This is a genomic window from Agromyces sp. Y782, assembly GCF_059445405.1.
Window position 1 is genome coordinate 621344 of the sequence record NZ_JCAIUG010000001.1, and the last position, 21645, is coordinate 642988.

Consider the following 21645-nt stretch of genomic DNA (forward strand, 5'->3'; position numbering starts at 1 on the left):
ACATGGTCGACGTGACCGACAAGGCGGTGACGCGTCGCACCGCGAGCGCCCAGGCTGTGCTCGTCACCCGCGCCGACGTCGTCGCCGCGATCAGCGACGGCACGCTGCCCAAAGGCGAGGCGATCGGCACCGCGCGCATCGCCGGCATCATGGCGGCCAAGCAGACCTCGACGCTCATTCCCCTCTGCCACCCGCTGCCGCTCACGAAGCTCGACGTCGACATCACGCCCGAGGGCGACCGGATGCGCGTCGTTGCGACCGTCACCACGAAGGGCGTCACCGGCGTGGAAATGGAGGCGCTGACCGCCGCGACCGTCGCCGCGCTGACGCTCTACGACATGATCAAGGCCGTCGACAATCGAGCGGTCATGACCGACGTGATGGTGCTCGCGAAGGCTGGCGGCAAGAGCGGCGACTGGTCGCGCGAATGACCGCAGCCGAGCGGATGCCGCGCACCGCCGTCGTCATCGTCGCCTCGACCCGTGCGGCCACCGGTGTCTACACCGATCGCACCGGCCCCGGCATCGCGGCGTGGTTCGCCGAGCGCGGCTTCGACGTCGTCGGGCCCGAGGTCGTCGCCGACGGGGAGGCCGTGCGCACGGCGCTGCGCGACGCCGTCGCTGCTTCGCCCTCCGTGATCGTCACGACAGGTGGTACCGGACTCTCACCGAGCGATGTCACCCCCGAGGCCACCGCGACCGTGATCGATCGCGAGGTGCCGGGCTTCATGGAGGAACTGCGGCGGCGCGGCTCGGCCACGACGCCGACCGCGTTGCTTTCACGGGGCGTGGCCGGGGTGGCCGGCTCGACCTTCGTCGTGAACTTGCCGGGCTCGACGGGCGGCGTGCGCGACGGGCTCGCGGTGCTCGGCGAGGTGCTCGACCACGTGCTCGATCAGCTCGCGGGCGGCGACCACCCACCGGCGGGTTGACCCTTGGCCCGCTAGCATTCGGGAATGACGAACCCCGCTCCGATCGACGACGTCCCGATCGGCGGTGAGGTCATTCGCCTCGGGCAGTTTGTGAAGTTCGCTGGACTCCTCGACTCCGGTGGAAGCGTGAAAGCAGCCATCATCGACGGCTACGTGACCGTGAACGGCGAGGTTGATCGCCGCCGCGGACGCCAGCTGCAACCCGGCGACATCGTCAGCTTCGAGGGGCGCAGGGTTCGCGTCTGCCCGTGAGGGTATCGATGTGGACGGCGACAGGGACCACCAAACGCAGAACCGGTGATTCGCGCTCGAGGATCGCTCAGCGGGCGAGGTCGACCCCGGGCTGCGACGCTCGTGAGTACAGGGGTGGCCAACGCGACCGCGGCGATCAGCATCACCGCGTACATGGGCGGACCACAGCGAAGCGACGGTGAAGTCGCACGTGCTGCACGTCTACACCAAGCTCGGCGTCAACGATCGCGCGGCCGCGGTCGCGATCGGATTCCAGCGCGGCCTGCTTACCTGACGCGTCGGCGCACGCCCACGCGGGCAACGCCCAACGTTGCGCCATGCCAAGCCGGCGGCGACCGTGCGAATCTCGCACACCCATGCGGCGGCGCGAGACGCATTCTCGCTGTCTAGGCCCAGAGCGGTCGAGACGGAACCGCATCCCAGGGCCACTTCGAGGGAGCATCGTAACCGGGACCCGGGAAGGGCTCCTTTGGTCGACCTCGAGCTTCGAGGGCGCTCATCTACGTCGTGAGACGTGACCGTTCGTCGCGTGTCATCGATTCAACGAACGCCACTCCTCGCCCGCAACAGTTCGCGGGCGGTGTGACCAACCGGCGGTGTCAACCTCGATCAGGAGCCCCTGGGGAAGGTAGAAATCCGGATCGTTCCGCTGAATGCCGAGCGCACGGCAGTAGGAGTTTAAGCGTGGAAGATCGAACCGATCAGGGATCCGCTTCGCGGCATAGGAATCGAGGTCCTCGAACGGCAGTGGCTGCCCGAGGAGGTCCCACCGCCAACGAGATTGGTACGAGGCTTGGATGCTCCGACCGGAATCGTCTTCGTTCCTGAACCAGAAGGCGCAATCGCCGAAGCTGATGGTGTCGCCGTCACGAACGACTCGTGGCGAGTAGTGGGTTCGGAGGCTGCGGCATCCGAGTTCGCGGCCGATGACGTCAGGAGTCCCGATATCCGATCCCTGACTGAAGATCGCCGTCCAGTTCGACCTCGTCGGAACCAACACGTGCTTCCAGCCGGGAATCGCCCAGGGCTCCAACCGGTCGAGAAGCCCCGGCAACGGCTCGTCGACCGAAACGAAGCTGCGGCCGCCGAGTTCCGTCAGCCACGCCGTCGTGGTGGCGACGGCAGTGGCGAACGGAGCGTCGACGAACCAGATCGTATCGGTAAAGGGAGCGAATGATCCGGCGAAGAGCTCCTCAGCGATCGGGGCAGCGCGCTCTGCCGATTCCGGCCCGACAACGTGGTTCAGTACGGCGGCAACAGCGTCGGCGGCTGGTCCATCGGGCAGCGCGTCGACGATGCGGCTGAGCATCGGGACGAAATCGGTCGAAACCCCGATCCACTCCAACACCCCGGCAGCGTCTTCGATCCGCGTCTCATCTCGGCTCGACAGTTCGCGGCGAACCCAATCCAGCGAGTCGACGCCTCGAGCGATCAAGCCCCAACACGAGCGGGCTCGGGCGAGGTGGTCGCCCTTCACCACCGCGTCCTCGTGCGCTCGGGCATATTCATCCACCGTGCTCGCACAGGCTGAGAGGTCGGGCTTCACACGTAGTCCGCCCGTCAACGCGGCATCCTGAGGGAGGCGGTGCAACGGCACACCGCCGCTCGCTTCATCGCTGATCACCCCACTTTTCTATCGCAGATCAGCTCTCGCAACCCACGTACCGCGGCGGAACCGCACCGTGCGTGCCGGAGCGCCGACTCTCGTGGATCTCCGCCTCAGAGCCCGAGCCGTTCCGTGTACGCGTTGCCGAAGCGCCGGTCGGGGTCGAACCGTTCACGAAGCGCCGCAAAGTCAGCCCAGCGCGGGTAGCGCCGCCGCAGGTCACCGGCGTCGAGCGTGAAGACTTTGCCCCAATGCGGCCGGGCCGTTTCGGGGAGGGCCGTCTCGATCGCCGGCAGCAGCGCTTCGACGGCTGCCTGCTCTCGCTTCCACGTGAAGTGGATGCCGACGACGTCGGTGCCGAAGGCCGGGCTCAGCCAGAGCTCATCAGCGTGCACCGATCGCACTTCGCACACCTGCAGCAGCGGGGCGATCTGCGCAGCGAGGCGGCGCACGGCCTCGAGCGCCGAAACGGCGTCGACCCTCGGAACGAGGTACTCCGACTGCAGCTCCTCACCGGCCGACGGTGTGAAGTCGAGCCGGAAGTGCGGCAGGCGTTCGTGCCACGGCCCGGGCGCGCCAAGTTGCGCAGTGCACGCGTCGGCGGCCATGCCGGGCAGCGGGTGACGCGGCTCCGTCGCCGCGGTCGCCCCGAGCCGGGCGATGAGTGCAGCGGATGCCGCAGCATCCGACTCGACCGGCAGCCGCCGTTTGACCCACAGCTGGTCGGCCCGGTCGGTGTTCCCCCAAGTGGTGAAGATGCTGACGCTCGCGCCGAGCGCGGTGACGGCGTCGTACTCGGCGAGCACGGCGTCCCACACCGGGCGCTCGTAGACGGTCTGCGCGACCTCGTACGTGGGCTCGACGTCGAGTTCGAGCGCCGTGACGATGCCCAGGGCGCCGAGGTTCACGACGGCGCCCGCGAAGTCGGCGTCGCCGCGCTCGAGGGTGCACGATTCGCCCGTGGCTGTGATGATGGCGATGCTCCGCACGGCGCTCGCGAGCGACCCGATGCGGTCGCCCGATCCGTGCGTGCCCGTCGCGACCGCGCCGGCGACCGAAATGTGCGGCAGAGACGCGAGGTTGCCGAGCGCGAGGCCGCGAGCGTGGAGCGCCGAGGCGAGCTCGCCGTAGCGCGGGCTTCCCGCGATGCGCACGGCCCCGGTTGCACCCGAGGCATCGATGACGACCGGCAGGCCCGCGGTCTCGATGAGCGTGCCGTCGGTGTCGGCGATGTCGTTGAAGCTGTGACGCGAGCCCAGCACGCGGAACGGTCCGGCGCCCGCGAGCACCTTGCGAAGCTCCTCGATCGAAGTCGGCCGCGCGACCCGCGTTGCGCGGTAGCTGAGATTGCCGGCCCAGTTGGTGCCTGCGGATGTCGCGGTCACGCGGTTCCTCTCGTGGTGCGAGCGTATCCCCCGCACCGTTCACCCGCACCCACGAGGCGCCCCGCCCGCATGCACCAGCGGCGCCCCGAGGCTCAGGCGCCGAGCGAGACGGCGGTCCACGACACGGGCGGCAGCTCGATCGTGAGCGTGCCGGCTTCGACCGCGGCGGTCGGGTTCGCGGCCGGTGCGACGCGCTCCGGCTGCTCGAGCGTGTTCTTCGCGTACACGTCGTCGTCGGCGAGCGTGTCGGCGCTGCGCAGCTGCACCGCGCCGAGCGCGGAGACGTCGATCGTCACCGTGATCGATTCGGTGCGGTTGCGGTTGACGAGGAAGACCGCCGATTCACCCGCCTCTGCGTCGTGAGTGGCGACGGCGTCGACCTGCGGAACGACGCCGTAGACCTCGGTCTCATGCATCGGCGACTCGAGCTTCACCTCGAGGGCGACTCCCTTCGCGAGGCGCGAGGTGAGCGCGAACGGGAAGAACGTCGTCTGCCGCCAGGCCGGACCGCCGGGCTCGGTCATGATCGGCGCGATGACGTTCACGAGCTGAGCGAGCGAGGCGCTCGTGACGCGGTCGGCGTGCTTCAGGAGCGAGATCATCAGGTTGCCGAAGACGACGGCGTCGACGACCGAGTAGACGTCTTCGAGCAGGCGCGGGGCGACCGGCCAGTTGTCGATGCCCTCGATCTTGTCGACCTCGTGGTAGCGATCGAGGTACCAGACGTTCCACTCGTCGAAGGAGATGTCGATCGTCTTGTCGCTGCCGACGACGGCCTTGACGTGATCTGCGGTGGCGACGACGGTCTCGATGAAGCGGTCCATGTCGACCGCCGAGGCGAGGAACGAATCGAGGTCGCCGTTCTTCTCCTCGTAGTACGCGTGGCACGAGATGTAGTCGACGTCGTCGTAGGTGTGCGTGAGCACGACCCGCTCCCACTCGCCGAACGTCGGCATGTGCGCGCTCGACGAGCCGCAGACCACGAGCTGGATCGACGGGTCGAGCTGGCGCATCGCCTTCGCCGTCTGCGAGGCGATCTTGCCGTAGTCGTCGGCCGAGCGGTGGCCGAGCTGCCACGGGCCGTCCATCTCGTTGCCGAGGCACCACATCTTGATGCCGAACGCGTCGGTCCTGCCGTTGTCGATGCGGCGTTGCGAGAGCGTCGTGCCGCCCGCGATGTTCGTGTACTCGAGCAGATCGAGCGCCTCGAGCGTGCCCCGCGTGCCGAGGTTCACTGCGAGCATCAAGTCGCTCCCGACCTTCTCGAGCCACGACGAGAACTCGTGCAGACCGATCTCGTTCGTCTCGGTCGAATGCCAGGCGAGGTCGAGCCGGCGCGGCCTCTCGGCCCTCGGGCCGACCGAGTCCTCCCAGCGGAAGCCCGAGACGAAGTTGCCGCCCGGGTAGCGGATGGTCGAGACACCGAGCTCCTTCACGAGCTCGATGACGTCTTGGCGGAAGCCCTCGGCATCCGCGGTCTCGTGCCCCGGCTCGTAGATGCCGTCGTAGACGTGACGGCCGAGGTGCTCGACGAATCCGCCGAAGACGCGACGGTCGATGGCCCCGACGGTGAAGTGCGGGTCGATGGTGAGGTGTGCAGACAATGCGGTGCTTTCTGTGTGTGGTGCGAAGGGTCGGCCGAGTCAGCCGAGGTCGAGTGCTGAGGGCAGCGGATGCCGCGGCATCCGCTCTCTCATTTGATGCTGCCGAGCGACAACCCACCCTGCCAGTACCGCTGCAGGAACAGGAACGACAAGATGAGCGGCAGCACCGAGATGAAGGCGCCCGAGGTGATGAGGTTCCAGACCTGCTCGCCGCCGGCGCCGGCGTTGGAGAGTGCCGTCCAGCGGTTCAGGCCGACGGTCACCGGCAGCAGGTTCGGGTCGGTGAGCACGGCGAGCGGCAGGAAGAAGTTGTTCCAGGTGCCGACGACCGACAGCAGCAGCACCGTCACGATCGCGGGACGCAACAGCGGCAACGCGACCTGGAGGAACGTGCGGATCTCGCCGGCGCCGTCGATGCGGGCGGCTTCGAGCATCTCGTCGGGCACCGCGTCTTGCGCGTAGACGCGCATGAGATACACGCCGAACGGGCTGAGCAGCGACGGCAGGATGACCGCCCACGGCGTGTTGATGATGCCGTACTGGCTGAGCAGCATGAACGTCGGGATCACGAGTGCGGTGAGCGGCACCATGACCGAACCGAGGATGACGGTGAAGACCGCGTTGCGCCCGCGGAACGCGTACTTCGCGAAGCCGTAACCGGCGAGCACCGACAGGATCGTCGCCCCGATGCCGCCCGCGAAAGCATAGAGGAACGAGTTGCCGAGCCACCGCCAGTAGATGCCGCCCTGCTGCTCGAAGAGCCCGGCGATGTTGTCGAAGAGCGCGAAGTGGTCGTCGAACCAGAAGGCGGGGCTCGAGAAGAGCCCGGACGTGTCTTTCGTTGCGGCGACGATGAGCCACCAGATCGGCACGATGAAGTAGATCGCGAGGATCACGAGAAAGGCCTGCGAGCCGATGCGCCGGCCACCCGAGCGTCGGCCCTTGCGAGCGCTGCGGTCGACACGCGACGGGACGCCCGTGGCGGTGGTCAGCGGCTCGGCCGGCTCGGCGGTGCGCTGGGAGAAGGTCGACATCACTTCAGTCCGCTCTGCTTGCGTGTGAGGAAGAGGAACACGAACGAGCCGGCGAACACGAGTGCGCCGAGCGAGAACGCGATGGCCGAGGCGTAGTTGAACTGGCTGTACGAGAAGGCGAGCGAGAACGCGTACATGTTCGGCGTGTACGCCGCGTCGATCGCGCCCTGGGCGACGCTGCGCAACACGACCGGCTCGGTGAAGAACTGCAGAGTGCCGATGAGCGCGAACATGATCACCATGACCATCGAGGAACTGATCATCGGCACCTTGATGCGCATCGCGGTCTGCCATCCGTTCGCGCCGTCGATGCGGGCCGCCTCGTAGATCGACGGGTCGATCGAGCGGAGCGCCGCATAGATCACGACCATGTAGTAGCCGGCCCACTGCCAGGTGACGATGTTGACGAGGCTGCCGAAGATACTGTCGGGCGCGAGGAACTCGGGGGCGGGGAGCCCGAAGAGCTCGAAGATCGTCGCGCCGGGTCCGAACCGCGGGCTGTAGAGGAAGCTCCACATGAGTGCGCCGATGACGCCCGGGATCGCGTACGGCACGAAGATCAGGAGGCGCGAGAGCTTGGCGAGGCGCGTGACGAGGGTGTCGAGCACGAGCGCGGCGGCGAGCGCGATGATGAGCTGGGTCGGGATCATCACGACGGCGAAAGCGAGCACTCGCCCCATGCCCTCGAGGAAGAGGGGGTCGGTGAACGCCTTCGCATAGTTGTCGAGGCCCGTGAAGTCGGTGCCGGTCGCGAGCGTCGACGTGAACAGGCTCATGCCGAACGCGTAGAACAGCGGGAAGACGAGGAACAGCGCGAACACCACGAGGAACGGCACCACGAAGAGCCATCCCCAACGCTGGCGCCGGCGCACGAGGGTCGACCCGCCGGATCGCAGCGCCCGACTGGCCGCGGCCGGCGGCGCCGCGGATGTGGTCTGGGTGGTCATGTCTGAAGTGCTCTCTTCATCGAGTCGTCTCGGTCGGTCGTCGCCGATGAACGGATGCCCCGCGCCGCGAGTGCGGGCACGAGGCATCCGCTCACTGCCCGCTATTGGAGGGTGAAGCCCTGCTCGGTCGCGTACTTCTCGAGCGAGGCCTGCAGGTCGTCGAGCGCGGTGGCCGAGTCCTTCTCACCCTGCACCATCGCGAACTGCTGCTCGGTGAGCTGGTCGTACGCGTAGTTCTGGAACGGGCTGAACGCGAAGCCGGTGTACCCCGAGGCGGCCGGGAGGAACACGTCCTTGTTGATCTGCTGCCCGCCGAAGAACGGGTACTCGAGGTCGCGGAAGTAGTCGGACTCGAGGATCGGCTTCCAGAGCGGGAAGAGCGCGGCCTCTTCGATGCCGATCTTCCATGCCTCTTCCGTGCCGAAGATCTCCTTCGCGACGACCGCCGCGGTCTCGGGGTCCTTCGCCTGGCTCGTCACGGCGAAGGTCGACCCGCCCCAGTTGATCTGCACGGGGTTGGCCGCGTCCCACTGCGGCACGGGCGCGGCCTTCCAGACCGCGTCGGCGTCGGCGTCGGAAAGACCGCCGAGGTAGCCGGGGCCCCACGCCGCCGCGACGTAGATGGCGTAACTGCCATCGACGAGCTTCGTGTTGTAGTCGGCGGTGAACGCGTCATCGGTCGCGACGAGGTCGGCGTCGACGAGGCCCTGCCAATAGGCGAGCACGTCTTTCGAGCCCTGGTCGTTCACGTCGATGCCGATCTCGGTCGGCTTCGCATTGTCGTAGGTGAACGGCACCGAGCCCGCCTGGGCGAACAGCGCCTGGTTGTAGGCGCGGCCGTTCGTCGGGAAGTCGGCGAGCACGCCGGGAGCGCCCGCGTCTTTCAGCGCCTGGGCGGCAGCGGCGAACTCGTCCCACGTGGTGGGCACGGGGATGCCGTACTGGTCGAGGATGTCCTGGCGGTAGAGCATGCCCATGGGGCCGCCGTCGACCGGGATCGCGTAGACGGCGTCACCGCTCGAGACATCCTTCCAGGCGCCTTCGGTGTAGTCGGCCGCGACGTCGTCGGCGCCGTACTCGGCCAGGTCGACGAGCGCGTCGCGGATCGAGAAGCTCGAGAGCACTTCGGACTCGAGCATGATGACGTCGGGCGCGCCCGAGCCGGCTTCGATCGCCGTCGAGAACTTCGTGTACTCGTCATTACCCTGACCTGCGTTCGTCCAGCAGATCTGCACGTCGTCGTGGGATTCGTTGAAGAGGTCGACGACGTCTTCGAAGGCGGGGTACCAGGCCCACACGCTGACCTGCGTGGCCTCGGCATTGACGATCTTGTTGGTGCAGGATGCTTCGGGCTCGCCGCCCGAACAGCCGGTGAGCGCTGCGGCCGATACTGCGGCGACCGCGGCTCCGGCAAGGAGCTTGGACTTCATTGCTGTGCTTCCTCTCGCGGTGTTGAGGACACCGTTGTCTCTTGGCGAAGGTGGCTCGTCATTCGCCGCACAGTGGTGCTCCGCGTCGAGTTCCGAGTTTCTCCAACGTTGTAAAGTAAACGTTGTAGAGGCATTCTGCCCACGTCGAAGCGACCTTGTCAAGCGAACTCGGACGCCCTGCGGGCCGCGGCTCAGTGCTCGCATACAACGTTGTAGAGTTCGAGCAACGAGGAGGACGAATGGCCGTGACACTGCACGATGTCGCCCGCGCGGCGGGCGTCTCGATCAAGACGGTGTCGAACGTCATCAACGACTACCCGCACATCAGGCCGACGACCAAGTCGAAGGTCGAAGCGGCCATCTCCGAACTCGGCTATCAGCCGAACCTCACCGCCCGAAGCCTGCGCTCGGGCCGCACCGGCGCGATCGCCCTCGCCGTGCCCGACCTCAGCCTCCCCTACTTCGCCGAACTCGCCGGCACCGTGATCGCCGCCGCCGAGGCCGCCGGCATCGTGGTGCTCGTCGAGCAGACCGGCGGCGACCCCACCCGCGAACTCGAACTGCTGCGCAGCCCCCGCCTCACCATGACCGACGGGCTCCTCTTCAGCCCCCTCGGCATCGAACAGTCGGATGTCGCGGCGCTCCGGGTGTCCTACCCGCTCGTGCTCCTCGGCGAGCGCGTCTTCGACCCCGAGCACGACCACGTGACGATGCGCAACGTCGAGGCCGCCCGTGCCGCGACCGAGTACCTCATCGCCTCGGGCCGACGTCGCATCGCCGTCGTCGGCGCCCACGAGGGCGAGCTCATCGGCTCGGCCGGATTCCGCCTGCAGGGCTACCGCGAGGCGCTCGACGCCGCGGGCCTCGATCTCGATCCCGCGATCATCGGATACACCGCGCCCTGGCACCGATCGAGCGGCGCGCAGGCCATGCGGGACATCCTCGCGCGCGGCTCCTCGTTCGACGCCGTCTTCGGTCTGAACGACACTCTCGCCCTCGGCGCGATGCGCGTGCTGCAGGAGGCCGGACTCCGGGTGCCCCGCGACGTTTCGGTCATCGGCTTCGACGACCTCGACGAGGCCGAGTACTCCATCCCGTCGCTGACGACCGTCGACCCCGGGCGGCGCTGGATCGCCCGCACCGCGGTTGAGACGCTGCTCGCGCGCATCGCGGTCTCCGATACATCTGCCGCGCCGGCGCCGGAGCTGCGACTCGCCGAGTTCCGCATCATCGAGCGGGAATCCGCGCCGGCCGCGGCATCCTGAGCCCCGCCGGCCGTCGCCCTCCATCCCGTCACGCAGACGCCCTCCGAACCTCTGCCGCCCCGCCCCGACTCGCGCCGACGCTCCAAGCCATTCCGGCGAGAGTGCGGTTTCGTCGCACTGAGCGCCGAAGTACCGACACGAAGCGCGCTCTCGACGCCCGGAATCACAGCGCGCGACGCGTCAGAGCGCGGTGAACGTCACCCTGCCGCACGCGTGCGCCGCTCGCCCCACGCGATGCGCTCGCGCTCGAGCGGGTATGCGAATGCCGCCCACAGCAGCAGCGCCACACCGGCGCCGGCGAGTGCGCCGCCGATCGTGTCGGTCACCCAGTGCGCACCGAGATACGTGCGGCTGAGCGCCATCAGCACGGTGTACAGGGCGCCGACCACCCACACCCAGACGCGCGGCACGATGACGCCGACGACGACCGCGATCGTCGCCGCGTTGGCAACATGCCCCGAGGGGAACGAACCGAAGTCGGATGCGACGATCATGTCTTCGGGCCTGGCCCGACCGAAGAAGTGCTTCAGCAACTGCACGACTCCGGCACTCGCCGCCGACGCCACGATGAAGTACAGCGCCGCCCACGGACGCCGCAGGATCAGCAGCAGGAGCGCCGCGCCGATCGGCACTACGAACACTCCGATGATGCCGCCGCCCAGGGAATTCATGCCAAAGGCGAACCAGTCGCCGACCGGACCGCGGAAGCTCAGCACCTCCTCGGCCCACTCCTCGTCGACGGCGAACCGCAACACCCCCGAGCGGGCGGTGAGCAGAAGGCCGAGGAGGGCGGCGATGACAACGGCGACGCCTCCCGCGATGAGCGGCACGCGACGGGCGACCCGCTTCGCACGAGACTTCTCAGTGGACTCGTCGGTCATGCCTTCACGCTATCGGCGCCGCCGCAGCATCCGTGTCACCGCGCTCAGCCGTGCGCAATTCAGGTTCGCACTCGGCGCGCCGCGCTCTCGCCCGCCCGCGAGGGCCGGCGACACCCCTCCCGACCTGAATTGCGTACGAAGATCAAGCGCAGCCAGACCGCAGCGCACCAGGGCAGCAGGGCGCGATGAGTTGGATGCCTCGTGGCCGGCCACGAGGCATCCGCACACCGTCGCACGCGCACGGCCAGTCGCACGGTCGCTCGCGCGCCGCGGGCCGGTCAGTCGCTGAGCGGCGGCACCGTCTTCGGACGCACGAGCCACCAGAGCGCGGCGATCGCAACGACCGCGGCCAGCACCATCACGAACGCCATGGGCACGGCGCTGCCGACACCCATGAGCCCGATGAGCGGCGAGATGACGCCGGCCAACCCGAAGTTCAGCGCGCCGAGCAGCGAGGCGGCGGTGCCGGCCTCCGCGCCGTGGTGCGCGAGGGCGAGCACCTGCACGGCCGGGAAGGCGAATCCGCATGCGAGGATGTAGAACCACAGCGGGATCGCGGTGCCCCAGAACCCGGCACCCGAGGTGTCGAGCACCATGATCGCTATCGCCATGGCGAGGTGCACGACCGTGGTGACGGCGAGGATCCATTGCGGTTGCACCGGCCCGCGGATGAGACGGGAGCTCGTCTGCACGCCGACGATGACGCCGACGGAGTTCACGGCGAAGAGCAGGCCGTACTCCTGGGCGTTGAACGCGTAGACCTCCTGGAACAGGAACGACGAGGTCGAGAGGTACCCGAACAGTCCGGTGAAGGTCATACCGCCGATCAGGGCCGCGCCGATGTAGACGCGATCGCGGAACAACGCAGCGTACCGATCGCGCAAGGTCGAGTGACCCGAGACGTGACGCTGCGAAACCGGGAGGGTCTCGATGATGAAGAACCCGACCGCCGCGACGACGACCGCGCCGTAGATCGCGAGCACGACGAAGATGCCGCGCCAGTCCATGACCTGCAGCAGCTGCGAGCCGATGACGGGCGCGAGCACCGGGGCGAGGCCGTTGACGAGCGCCAGTCGGGAGAGCATGCGCACGAGCGGCTTGCCGCCGAAGAGGTCGCGCACCATGGCCATGGCCACGACACCACCGGCGGCGGCGCCGAAGCCCTGCAGGAGGCGGAAGACCGAGAGCCACACGATGTCGGGCGCGAAGGCCGCCGCAATGGATGCCGCGATATGCAGCGCCGTCGCGAGGATCAACGGCAACCGGCGACCGACCTTGTCGCTCCACGGGCCGACGATCAGCTGACCGAGGCCGAACCCGACCATGGTGCCGGTCAGGGTCAGCTGCACGGCCGAGGCCGAGACGCCGAGCTCGTCTTGCAGCACCGGGAAGGCGGGGAGGTAGAGATCGATCGTGAACGGCCCGAGCGCCGTGAGCGCGCCGAGCACGAGCACGTAGACGAGTCGCTGCCGCCCGGTGAGGAGCTCGCCCGGGTGCGCGGGACGGTCGTAGTCGTCGGGTCTGATGATGGGAATGGAGGCGGTGGAGGACATGCGTGTTTCCTGTGCGTGCTCGAGCGTGAACGGGAGACGGCGCGCGCCCTCGGGCGCCGATGGATGACGCATGACGGCGCCGCGGGGCGCCGTCATGCGTGGACTCGGGGCGACCGGCACCGCCTCGAATCGATTCGACTCTCGTCAAGTGTATCGGCTCAGGCGGCACCCGACGCAATGCCTCAGCAGCCGCCGCTTTGCAGCAATTCAGGAGCGGAGGCGTGTCGCGCCCCGCAGGCCCGGCGTGTCGCGGCGACGCGCCGCGCGCACTCCTGAATTGCTGCAAGGAGCGGGTCGGTGGGTGGTGGGTCAGTGGGTGGTGGGTCAGTGGGTGGTGGGTGGTGGGTCAGTGGGTGGTGGGTGGGTGGTGTGAATGCAGGTGTGAACGCAGAGAGGAGGGGAGGGGTGGGGTCAGCCGTGGGCCAGCGGGTCCGCGAGCAGTGCGGAGAAGGCGGCCTCGGCCGCGCCGATCATGAGGCGATCCTCGCCGAGCGCGGCGACTCGGATCGCGAGCTCTTCAGTCGCGGCGGGCATGGCCTGCTCGGCGACCTCGGCTTCGAGGGCGCCGGGGTCGCTGCCGGCGACGGTGGCGAGGAAGCCGCCGAGCACCACGAGCGAGGGATTCAGCGCGTTCACCGCGTTTGCGAGGGCCGTCGCGAGGATGCGGCGCTGTCGCGCGAGTTCGCCCGCGACCTCGGGCAGACCGGACTCCGCAAGGGCCGCCGCGAGCGTCGGTTCGTCGGCACTGGCGAGCCCGGCCACCCCGAGCAGCCGTGCACGGCTCACTTCGTCTTCGAGCACCCCGCCGCCTGCACGCCGGTCGGCGGCGTCGGCGATGCCCGGCCGGTTCTGCCCGAATTCACCCGCGTAGCCGCCGGAGCCGCCCACCAGACGGCCGTCGAGCACGATGCCGCCGCCGATGCCGCTCGCGCCGCCGTTCAGATACACGAGATCGTCGACGTCGCGGCCGGCGCCGAAGAGGTGCTCGGCGATCGCGCCGAGACTCGCATCGTTGCCGGCCGTGACGGGCAGGCCGGTCGCCTGCTCGACGAGCGTGCGGATCGGGGCATCCGCCCAGCCCAGGTGCGGCGCAAGTCGCACCATGCCGTCGGATGCGCGCACGAGGCCGGGCACGGCGAGCCCGACGGCGACGACCCGCGTGGAACGCAGTGCGGTCGCCTGCCAGCGCTCGAGCGTCGCGGCCGCGATCGCCGCCACTTCTTCGGGGTCGACGAGATGGTCGACCTCGAGCCGTTCACGCACCTGCACCGTACCGTCGAGTCCGACGGCGGCGACGGTCACCGCGTCGACCTCGGGGTTCAGCGCGAGGGCGAGCACGCTCGAGTCGGCTGCGATGACCGGAGAGGGCCGGCCGACCCTGTTGGTCGGGTCGGGAGCGCGCTCGACGGCGAGACCGAGGTCGACGAGCTCGCTCGCGAGGGTCGCGACGGTCGAACGGTTCAATCCGGTCAGCGCCGTCAGCCGGGCGCGCGAAAGCGGCCCATCGAGGTGCACGAGCCCCAGGAGTTTCGAGAGGTTTCGGCGGTGGACACCGTCAAGGGTGCCGTCTCGTTCTGCCACGCGACAACTCTAGGGGGAGCCTCGGAATCGGCCTCTTTCGGCGCGCCGTATTTGTTGCGGTTGACGGCATATCCCATTGCCGCGTATATTCAAGGCGTCCAGATCACTTTCGACGTGGTAGTCGAAACTTTCGAGAGGTTCAATGATGAACAGACGAAGCACCACACGGCTCGTCACGCTCGCAGCAGCAGCGGGCCTCGCTGTCGCCTCGCTCACAGCCTGTTCCGCGGGCGGCGGTGACGACGGCGGCGGTGACGGCGACGTCACGCTCACATGGTGGCACAATGCCACATCCGGTCCGCTGCCAGCGGTCTGGGAAGAGGTCGCCGCAGAGTTCGAGGAGGCCCATCCCGGGGTCACCGTCGAGCAGACCGGCTATCAGAACGAAGAACTCCAGCGCACGCTGATCCCGAACGCCCTCGCGGCCGGCGACCCGCCCGACCTCTTCCAGGTCTGGCCCGGCGGAGAGCTGCGCGACCAGGTCTCCAACGACTACCTCATGCAGCTCGACGAGGCCATCCCCGACACCATCGAAAGCGTCGGAGCCACCGTCAACCCCTGGCAGGTCGACGGCAAGACCTACGGCATCCCGTTCACCTTCGGCATCGAGGGCTTCTGGTACAACACCGATCTCTTCGAACAGGCCGGCATCGATGAGACGCCGACGACACTCGACGATCTCGTCGACGCGGCGGGCAAGCTGCGCGAGGCGGGCATCACCCCGATCGCCGTCGGCGCAGGGGACAAGTGGCCGGCCGCGCACTGGTGGTACCAGTTCGCGCTGCACTCGTGCTCCCCCGAGGTGTTGCAGGCATCCGAGACCGAGCTCGACTTCACCGACGACTGCTGGGTCGAGGCGGGCGAGCAGCTCCAGGCGTTCCTCGGCATCGAGCCGTTCCAAGAGGGCTTCCTCGGCACCCCCGCCCAGACCGGCGCCGGCAGCTCGGCAGGCCTCATGGCGAACGGCCAGGCCGCGATGGAACTCATGGGTCACTGGAACGCCGGCCAGATCGGCGGACTGACGGCCGACGGCGAAGTGCCCGAATTCCTCGGATGGTTCCCGTTCCCCGGCATCGAGGGTGCAGCGGGCGACCCGACCGCCTCGCTCGGCGGCGGCGACGGCTTCGCCTGCTCCGCGGATGCACCGCCGGAGTGCGCCGAGCTCCTCGAATACATCATGAGCGAAGACGTGCAGGCGCGGTTCGCGGCAAGTGGCTCGGGCATCCCCACCGTGCCGAGCGCGGTCGCATCGCTCGAGGACCCGAACCTGAAGACCGTGGCCGAGGGCCTCGCAGCATCGTCGTTCGTGCAGATCTGGTTCGACACCGCATTCGGCACGACCGTCGGCAACGCCATGAACGAGGGCATCGTGAACCTCTTCGGCGGCGCCGGTACGCCCGAGGACATCGTGAAGAAGATGCAGGACGCGGCGGCGACGCTCTAACCATGACCAGTGTCATCGAAACGGTCGGGCCCGCGGTCTCCGCGGGCCCGACCCCCGCCCGTCGTCCCCGCCCAGGGGCAGGCAAGGCGCGCAAGCGGGCCGAGATCGTGCTGTTCGTCGGTCCGGCCTTGATCCTCTTCCTCGGCTTCGTGATCCTGCCCGTGCTCCTCGCGGGCGTCTACAGCTTCTACAACCTGCCGCAGGCGTTCCAGTGGGACGACCTCGCCGACCCCGAACGCTTCGTCGGGTTCGACAACTACACGCGAGCGCTCGGCGACCCCGCATTCGTCCGCTCCGTCGGCAACAACTTCCTGATCCTCGGGCTGTCGCTGGTGATCCAGGGACCACTCGCGATCGGCATCGCACTGCTCCTGAACCGCAAGCTGCGCGGCCGTGGCCCGCTGCGGCTGCTCATCTTCGTGCCGTACGTGCTCGCCGAGGTCATCGCCGGCCTCTCCTGGAAGCTCCTGCTGCAGCCGCAGGGTGGAGTGAACACCATGCTCGAGGCCGTCGGCCTCGGCGCGTTCAAGCAGAACTGGCTCGCTGATCCGAACATCGCCCTGTGGACGATGTTCGCGATCCTCACCTGGAAGTACGTCGGCTTCGCGATCCTGCTCATGCTCGCCGGTCTGCAGGGCGTGCCCGAAGAGCTCGCAGAGGCCGCCGCGATCGACGGCGCCAGCTGGTGGCAGATCCAGCGCCACATCACCATCCCCCTGCTCGGTCCGACCATTCGGATCTGGGCCTTCCTGTCGATCATCGGCGCGTTGCAGCTCTTCGACATGGTCTGGGTCACCACTCGCGGCGGCCCTCTCAATGCGACCTCGACGATGGCCACCTACATGGTCGAGAAGGGCCAGTTCGGCGGCCAGCCAGGCTTCGGCAGCGCAGTCGCCGTCATCCTGTTCCTCATCTCGCTGGTCGTCGCACTCGTTTACCAGCGTTTCGCCCTTCGCCGCGATCTCGCCGGCTCCATCACGAGAGGAGTGAACTGATCATGTCGGTCGCTTCCACCGCCACGGGCGGCTCCCGCATCGCCGCCCGACGCGATCCCACCGGTCGTCAGCGCTTCGACTGGGGTCAGCCGTTCGTCTACCTCGTCGCGCTCGTCGTCGCAGCGGTCGCGATCGGGCCCGTGCTCTACGTGTTCATCGGCGGCTTCCGCACGACGGCCGACCTCAACGCCAATCCGGCGGGCCTGCCCGCCCCGTGGACCTTCGACAACTGGAGCCTCGTACTCGGCTCGCCGCGCTTCTGGGGCAATGTGCTCTCCAGCATGATCCTCGCGTTCGGCACCACGGCAGGCGTCGTCGTCGTCGGCGTGATGGCCGCGTTCGTCCTCGCCCGATACACCTTCCGGGGCCGTGAAGGGCTCTACCTCCTCTTCGCCGCCGGGCTGATGTTCCCGCTCACCGTCGCGGCGCTTCCGCTGACACTGCTGCTGCGCACCCTCGGCCTGCACGGCAGCTTCCTCGGAGTCATCATTCCGTCGATCGCGTTCGCGCTGCCGACGACGATCATCATCCTCGTGCCGTTCCTGCGCGCCATCCCCGATGAGCTCGAAGAGGCCGCGGCCATCGACGGCACGACGCGCATCGGCTTCTTCTGGCGCATCCTCCTACCGCTGTCGATGCCCGGGCTCGTCACGGTCGGCGTGCTCGCCTTCGTCGGAAGCTGGAACGGGTATCTGCTGCCACTGCTCGTCATCAGCACGGGCACCCTGCCGCAAGAGCTCTGGCCGCTGCCGCTCGGCGTGACCCAGTTCGCGACGCAGTACTCGCAAGACACCGGCGCGGTGCTCGCCTACACGTCGCTTGCGATGATCCCGGCGCTCGTGTTCTTCCTGTTCGCCGAGAAGCGGATCGTCGGCGGCCTCACCGGGGCGGTGAAGGGATGACACCTGGTATCGACCCTGCGACGGATGCCCCGGCGGCCGACCCGGCCCGCCCGCTCACCCCCTCTTCACTCTCGCCGAACGATGTGTCGTCGGCGCCCGACGGGAGCCAAACGGCATGACCGATGCACAGACCACCCAGCCCATCGCGACGGATGCCCCGTGGCGCGACCCCGCACTCCCGATCGAGCAGCGCGTGGAGCACCTGGTCGGCGAGATGACCCTCGATGAGAAGCTCGCCCAGCTCTACGGGGTGTGGGTCGGCGCGTCGGACGAAGGCGGCGACGTCGCGCCGCACCAGCACGACCTGACCGACGATGTCGACCTCGACGAGTTGTTGCCTGCAGGTCTCGGCCAGCTCACGCGTCCCTTCGGTACGGCCCCGGTCGACGCTGCGGTCGGCGCGATCTCGCTCATGCGCACGCAGGAGCGCATCGTCGCCGCGAACCGATTCGGCATTCCGGCGCTCGCGCACGAGGAGTGCCTCGCCGGCTTCGCCGCGTGGGGCGCGACCGCGTACCCTGTGCCGCTGTCGTGGGGTGCCTCGTTCGACCCCGAGCTGGTGGAGCAGATGGCCCGCCGCATCGGCGATGACCTGCGTTCGGTCGGCGTGCACCAAGGGCTCGCCCCGGTGCTCGACGTCGTGCGCGACGCCCGGTGGGGGCGGGTCGAGGAGACGATCGGCGAAGATCCGTATCTCGTCGCCACCGTCGGCACGGCGTACGTGCGCGGCCTCGAGTCTTCGGGTGTCGTCGCGACTCTGAAGCACCTCGTCGGCTACTCGGCCTCACGCGCCGGCCGCAACCTCGCTCCGGTTTCGGTCGGGCCGCGCGAGCTCGCCGACGTGCTGCTGCCGCCGTTCGAGATGGCCGTGCGCGAGGGCGGGGCCCGCAGCGTGATGAACGCCTACACCGACCTCGACGGCGTGCCGTCGGCGGCCGACCGTTCACTGCTCACCGGACTGCTGCGCGAGACGTGGGGCTTCGACGGCACCGTCGTCGCCGACTACTTCGCGGTGGCGTTCCTGAAGCTGCTGCACGGCACGGCCGGCACCTGGGCCGAGGCCGCGGGTGCAGCACTCGCGGCGGGCATCGACGTCGAGCTGCCAACGGTGAAGGCGTTCGGCGAGCCGCTGCGACTCGCGGTCGAGCAAGGCGTGGTCGACGAGTCGCTCGTCGACACGGCGCTTCGCCGTGTGCTGCGTCAGAAGGCCGAACTCGGGCTCCTCGACCACGACTGGTCACCGGTTCCCTCGGTGCTCGCCGGCCTCGATCTCTCCGCGCCCGAGTCGCTGCGCGGCTCGGTCGACCTCGACTCCCCCGGCAACCGCGCACTCGCGACACGGCTGGCCGAGCAGGCCGTCGTGCTGCTCCGCAACGACGGCACCCTGCCGCTCGCGAGCGCCCCGACGATCGCGGTCATCGGCCCGAACGCCGACGACCCATATGCAATGCTCGGCTGCTACTCCTTCCCCGCGCACGTCGTGTCGCAGCATCCCGGTGTGCCCATCGGCATCGAGATTCCCACGGTGCTCGAGGCACTGCGGGTCGAGTACCCCGGCAGCGACATCCGGCACGCACGCGGCACGAGCGTCGACGGCGGCGAGACTGATGAGATCGCGGATGCCGCGGCGCTCGCGGCATCCGCCGATGTCGTGGTGCTCGCGCTCGGCGACCGGGCGGGCCTCTTCGGGCGCGGCACGAGCGGCGAGGGGTGCGACGTGGAGTCGCTGACCCTGCCCGGCGCCCAGCAGCAGTTGCTCGATGCCGTGCTCGCCTCGGGCACGCCGACGGTCGTGACCCTCCTGACCGGGCGGCCGTATGCGCTCGGACGAGCGGTCACCGACGCCGCGGCGATCGTGCAGGCGTTCTTCGCGGGCGAAGCGGGCGCTGCGGCGATCGCGGGCGTGTTGAGCGGCCGGATCGAGCCGAGCGGCCGGCTGCCGGTGAGCGTGCCCGCCACGCCCGGCTCGCAGCCGACGACGTACCTGGCCGCGCCCCTCGCGCGGGCCAACGACGTCTCGAACATCGATCCGACGGCGGCCTTCGCGTTCGGGCACGGGCTCGGCTATTCGACGATCGACTGGTTGTCGTTCGACGGCGACCTCGCCGAGATCCGTACCGACGGCGAGGTCTCGGTGCGCCTCGCACTGCGCAACGCCGGCGAGCGCCGCGGCGTCGAGATCGTGCAGCTGTACCTGCATGACCCGGTCGCCTCCGTCGTGCGCCCCGTGCAGCGGCTGATCGGATTCGCCCGCGTCGAGCTCGAGCCCGGCGAGGTTGCCGAGGTCCGCATGTCGGTGCCCGCCGATCTCGCCTCGTTCACGGGCCGCGACGGCCGGCGTGCCGTCGAGCCGGGCGAGATCGTGTTGAGCGTGGGCCGGTCGAGTTCCGACCTCGTCTTCGCGCACTCGGTGCGACTCGTGGGCGAGACCCGAGCCGTCGACCACGAGCGACGGCTGCACCCGACGATCGCGGTCGATCACGCAGCATCCGTCGACCGATGAGTCACCGTCGCGTTCCTGTGCTGGGCCTCGAGGCCGAAGCCCGCACCGACGCGAACCGGTTCGGGCGCGCGCCGCTCGACTGAGTACTCGGCTGGGTCGCTCCCTCTCCCCCGAGTGGCCCGGTCGACCGGGCCGAGCCGGCCGAGCCGCCCGCCTGCCCGAGCTGCCGAGTGCGCCGGCAGGCGGGCGGCTCGGGCCGGGCGACGACTCAGGCCGCGGGCGGCGCCGTGCTCTCTCGCTCGACGAGGCTCGTCGCGAGGTCCATGCGGGGAGTCGGCTGCTGGGGCGCGTCGCTCAGGCGAACGACGAGGCGTGCGGCCTCCTCGCCCATGCGCCGCAGCGGTTGGTGCACGGTGGTCAGACGCGGCGTCACCCAGCGGGCGAGCGGAATGTCGTCGTACCCGACGATCGAGAGGTCGTGCGGCACCGCCAGCCCTCGAGCCCGCGCAGCATCGAGCACGCCGAGGGCGTGCAGGTCGCTGCCCGCGAAGATCGCGGTGGGTCGCTCACTGAGATCGAGCAGCTCGCCGGCCCGTTCGAAGCCGCCGGTCACATGGAAGTCGCCGAAGCGGATCCACTCGGGCCGGATCGGCAGCCCGGCCGAGTTCATCGCCGAACGGTAGCCGTCGAGCCTGGCGAGCGAGCACATCATGTCGTCGGGGCCCGTGATCGCGGCGATGCGGCGGTGGCCGAGTTCGATGAGGTGCCGAGTCGCCATGAGCCCGCCCGACCAGTTCGCCGAGCCGACCGACGGCGCGTCGGGCGAAGGGTCGCCGGCAGGGTCGATGATGACGAACGGGATGGCGCGCGAACGCAGCTGCTCACGATACTCGGGGGCGAGGTCGGAGAAGACGAGCACGACGCCGACGGGGCGGCGGCGCATGACGCCCTCGATCCAGTCGGGATCAGGGGCGTGACGGCTGCCGCTGACGGTCAGCACGACGCTCAGCCCGCGCTCTTTGGCGACCATCTCGACGCCGTTGATGAGCTCCATCGACCAGATGTCGTCGAGTTCGTGGAAGACGAGTTCGATGAGGTCGGCACGCGCCTCGCTCCGTGCGCCGCCGCGGCGCACGTAGCCACGGGTCGCGAGCAGCGTCTCGATGCGTTCGCGCGTGACCGGCGAGACATCCGATCGGCCGTTGAGCACTTTCGAGATCGTCGCCAGCGAGACGCCGGCCTCATCGGCGATGCGTGAGAGTGTCACGCGATCGGATGCGGAGTCCACTGTCATGTTTCGATCGTATCGGCGAAACTCCCACCGCGGTGCGTGCCGCGCGGGACTCGAGGAGCGACCTCGCAGTTCGACTCCAGCGAGCATCGCGGGCGATG

Annotated in this window: 18 protein-coding genes and 1 pseudogene; 9 read left to right on the forward strand and 10 right to left on the reverse strand. The window is 68.9% G+C overall.

What is annotated here, in order from left to right; all coding sequences use genetic code 11:
• Positions 1-2 precede the first annotated feature (2 nt).
• The 4 genes and pseudogenes from moaC to AC1C2S_RS02850 form a co-directional block, all read left to right on the forward strand.
• Positions 3-431, forward strand: a complete 429-nt coding sequence (gene moaC, locus AC1C2S_RS02835) for a cyclic pyranopterin monophosphate synthase MoaC (protein WP_495351019.1) — start codon at positions 3-5, stop codon at positions 429-431.
• On the forward strand, positions 428-931 hold the full coding sequence (locus AC1C2S_RS02840; RefSeq protein WP_495351020.1) for a MogA/MoaB family molybdenum cofactor biosynthesis protein: 504 nt from the start codon (positions 428-430) through the stop codon (positions 929-931). Before moaC ends, AC1C2S_RS02840 begins: the two co-directional genes overlap by 4 nt.
• Before the next feature lie 24 nt (positions 932-955).
• Entirely contained in the window at positions 956-1183 is a 228-nt protein-coding gene (locus AC1C2S_RS02845; protein ID WP_495351021.1) for an RNA-binding S4 domain-containing protein, read from the forward strand.
• A gap of 175 nt (positions 1184-1358) precedes the next feature.
• Positions 1359-1457, forward strand: a pseudogene (locus AC1C2S_RS02850) (DNA-binding response regulator); the annotation flags it as partial.
• A 258-nt stretch (positions 1458-1715) separates the two neighbouring features.
• On the opposite strand, the gene AC1C2S_RS02855 reads toward AC1C2S_RS02850, so the two are convergent.
• The 6 genes from AC1C2S_RS02855 to AC1C2S_RS02880 all read right to left on the reverse strand — a co-directional run bounded on the left by AC1C2S_RS02855 (position 1716) and on the right by AC1C2S_RS02880 (position 9189).
• Complete coding sequence (locus AC1C2S_RS02855) at positions 1716-2807, reverse strand: hypothetical protein (protein ID WP_495351022.1); 1092 nt, start codon at positions 2805-2807, stop codon at positions 1716-1718.
• A 95-nt stretch (positions 2808-2902) separates the two neighbouring features.
• Positions 2903-4174, reverse strand: a complete 1272-nt coding sequence (locus tag AC1C2S_RS02860; RefSeq protein WP_495351023.1) for a D-arabinono-1,4-lactone oxidase — start codon at positions 4172-4174, stop codon at positions 2903-2905.
• A 92-nt stretch (positions 4175-4266) separates the two neighbouring features.
• Positions 4267-5778 carry an arabinosylfuranosidase ArfA gene (gene arfA, locus AC1C2S_RS02865; protein WP_495351024.1) on the reverse strand — a complete coding sequence of 504 codons (1512 nt, stop codon included), beginning with the start codon at positions 5776-5778 and terminating at the stop codon, positions 4267-4269.
• A gap of 89 nt (positions 5779-5867) precedes the next feature.
• The gene (locus AC1C2S_RS02870) at positions 5868-6812 is read right to left on the reverse strand and encodes a carbohydrate ABC transporter permease (protein WP_495351025.1); all 945 of its coding nucleotides are present in this window, start codon (positions 6810-6812) and stop codon (positions 5868-5870) included.
• Positions 6812-7759, reverse strand: coding sequence for a carbohydrate ABC transporter permease (locus AC1C2S_RS02875; protein ID WP_495351026.1), 948 nt, complete (start codon positions 7757-7759; stop codon positions 6812-6814). Before AC1C2S_RS02875 ends, AC1C2S_RS02870 begins: the two co-directional genes overlap by 1 nt.
• Positions 7760-7860: 101 nt before the next feature.
• On the reverse strand, positions 7861-9189 hold the full coding sequence (locus AC1C2S_RS02880; protein WP_495351027.1) for an ABC transporter substrate-binding protein: 1329 nt from the start codon (positions 9187-9189) through the stop codon (positions 7861-7863).
• Between the two features lie 239 nt (positions 9190-9428).
• Here AC1C2S_RS02880 and AC1C2S_RS02885 point away from each other — a divergent pair, with 239 nt between their 5' ends.
• A complete protein-coding gene (locus tag AC1C2S_RS02885) occupies positions 9429-10454 on the forward strand; it encodes a LacI family DNA-binding transcriptional regulator (RefSeq protein ID WP_495351028.1) in 1026 nt (341 codons plus the stop codon).
• Positions 10455-10651: 197 nt separating this feature from the next.
• On the opposite strand, the gene AC1C2S_RS02890 is transcribed toward AC1C2S_RS02885, so the two are convergent.
• The 3 genes from AC1C2S_RS02890 to AC1C2S_RS02900 all read right to left on the reverse strand — a co-directional run bounded on the left by AC1C2S_RS02890 (position 10652) and on the right by AC1C2S_RS02900 (position 14469).
• Positions 10652-11335, reverse strand: coding sequence for a phosphatase PAP2 family protein (locus AC1C2S_RS02890; protein ID WP_495351029.1), 684 nt, complete (start codon positions 11333-11335; stop codon positions 10652-10654).
• Between the two features lie 278 nt (positions 11336-11613).
• Positions 11614-12888 carry a multidrug effflux MFS transporter gene (locus AC1C2S_RS02895; RefSeq protein WP_495351030.1) on the reverse strand — a complete coding sequence of 425 codons (1275 nt, stop codon included), beginning with the start codon at positions 12886-12888 and terminating at the stop codon, positions 11614-11616.
• Between the two features lie 411 nt (positions 12889-13299).
• Positions 13300-14469 carry an ROK family transcriptional regulator gene (locus tag AC1C2S_RS02900; RefSeq protein ID WP_495351031.1) on the reverse strand — a complete coding sequence of 390 codons (1170 nt, stop codon included), beginning with the start codon at positions 14467-14469 and terminating at the stop codon, positions 13300-13302.
• A 145-nt stretch (positions 14470-14614) separates the two neighbouring features.
• Between AC1C2S_RS02900 and AC1C2S_RS02905 the strand changes: the two genes are divergently transcribed.
• The 4 genes from AC1C2S_RS02905 to AC1C2S_RS02920 all read left to right on the forward strand — a co-directional run bounded on the left by AC1C2S_RS02905 (position 14615) and on the right by AC1C2S_RS02920 (position 20313).
• On the forward strand, positions 14615-15913 hold the full coding sequence (locus AC1C2S_RS02905; protein WP_495351032.1) for an ABC transporter substrate-binding protein: 1299 nt from the start codon (positions 14615-14617) through the stop codon (positions 15911-15913).
• Between the two features lie 2 nt (positions 15914-15915).
• Positions 15916-16908 carry a carbohydrate ABC transporter permease gene (locus AC1C2S_RS02910; protein WP_495351033.1) on the forward strand — a complete coding sequence of 331 codons (993 nt, stop codon included), beginning with the start codon at positions 15916-15918 and terminating at the stop codon, positions 16906-16908.
• 2 nt (positions 16909-16910) lie between these two features.
• Positions 16911-17810 carry a carbohydrate ABC transporter permease gene (locus AC1C2S_RS02915; protein WP_495351034.1) on the forward strand — a complete coding sequence of 300 codons (900 nt, stop codon included), beginning with the start codon at positions 16911-16913 and terminating at the stop codon, positions 17808-17810.
• A 115-nt stretch (positions 17811-17925) separates the two neighbouring features.
• Positions 17926-20313 carry a beta-xylosidase/alpha-l-arabinosidase gene (locus AC1C2S_RS02920; RefSeq protein WP_495351035.1) on the forward strand — a complete coding sequence of 796 codons (2388 nt, stop codon included), beginning with the start codon at positions 17926-17928 and terminating at the stop codon, positions 20311-20313.
• Positions 20314-20521: 208 nt separating this feature from the next.
• Here AC1C2S_RS02920 and AC1C2S_RS02925 read toward each other — a convergent pair whose 3' ends face one another.
• Positions 20522-21547 (reverse strand): LacI family DNA-binding transcriptional regulator, encoded by a 1026-nt coding sequence (locus AC1C2S_RS02925; protein WP_495351036.1) that lies wholly within the window; start codon positions 21545-21547, stop codon positions 20522-20524.
• Between the last annotated feature and the right edge of the window lie 98 nt (positions 21548-21645).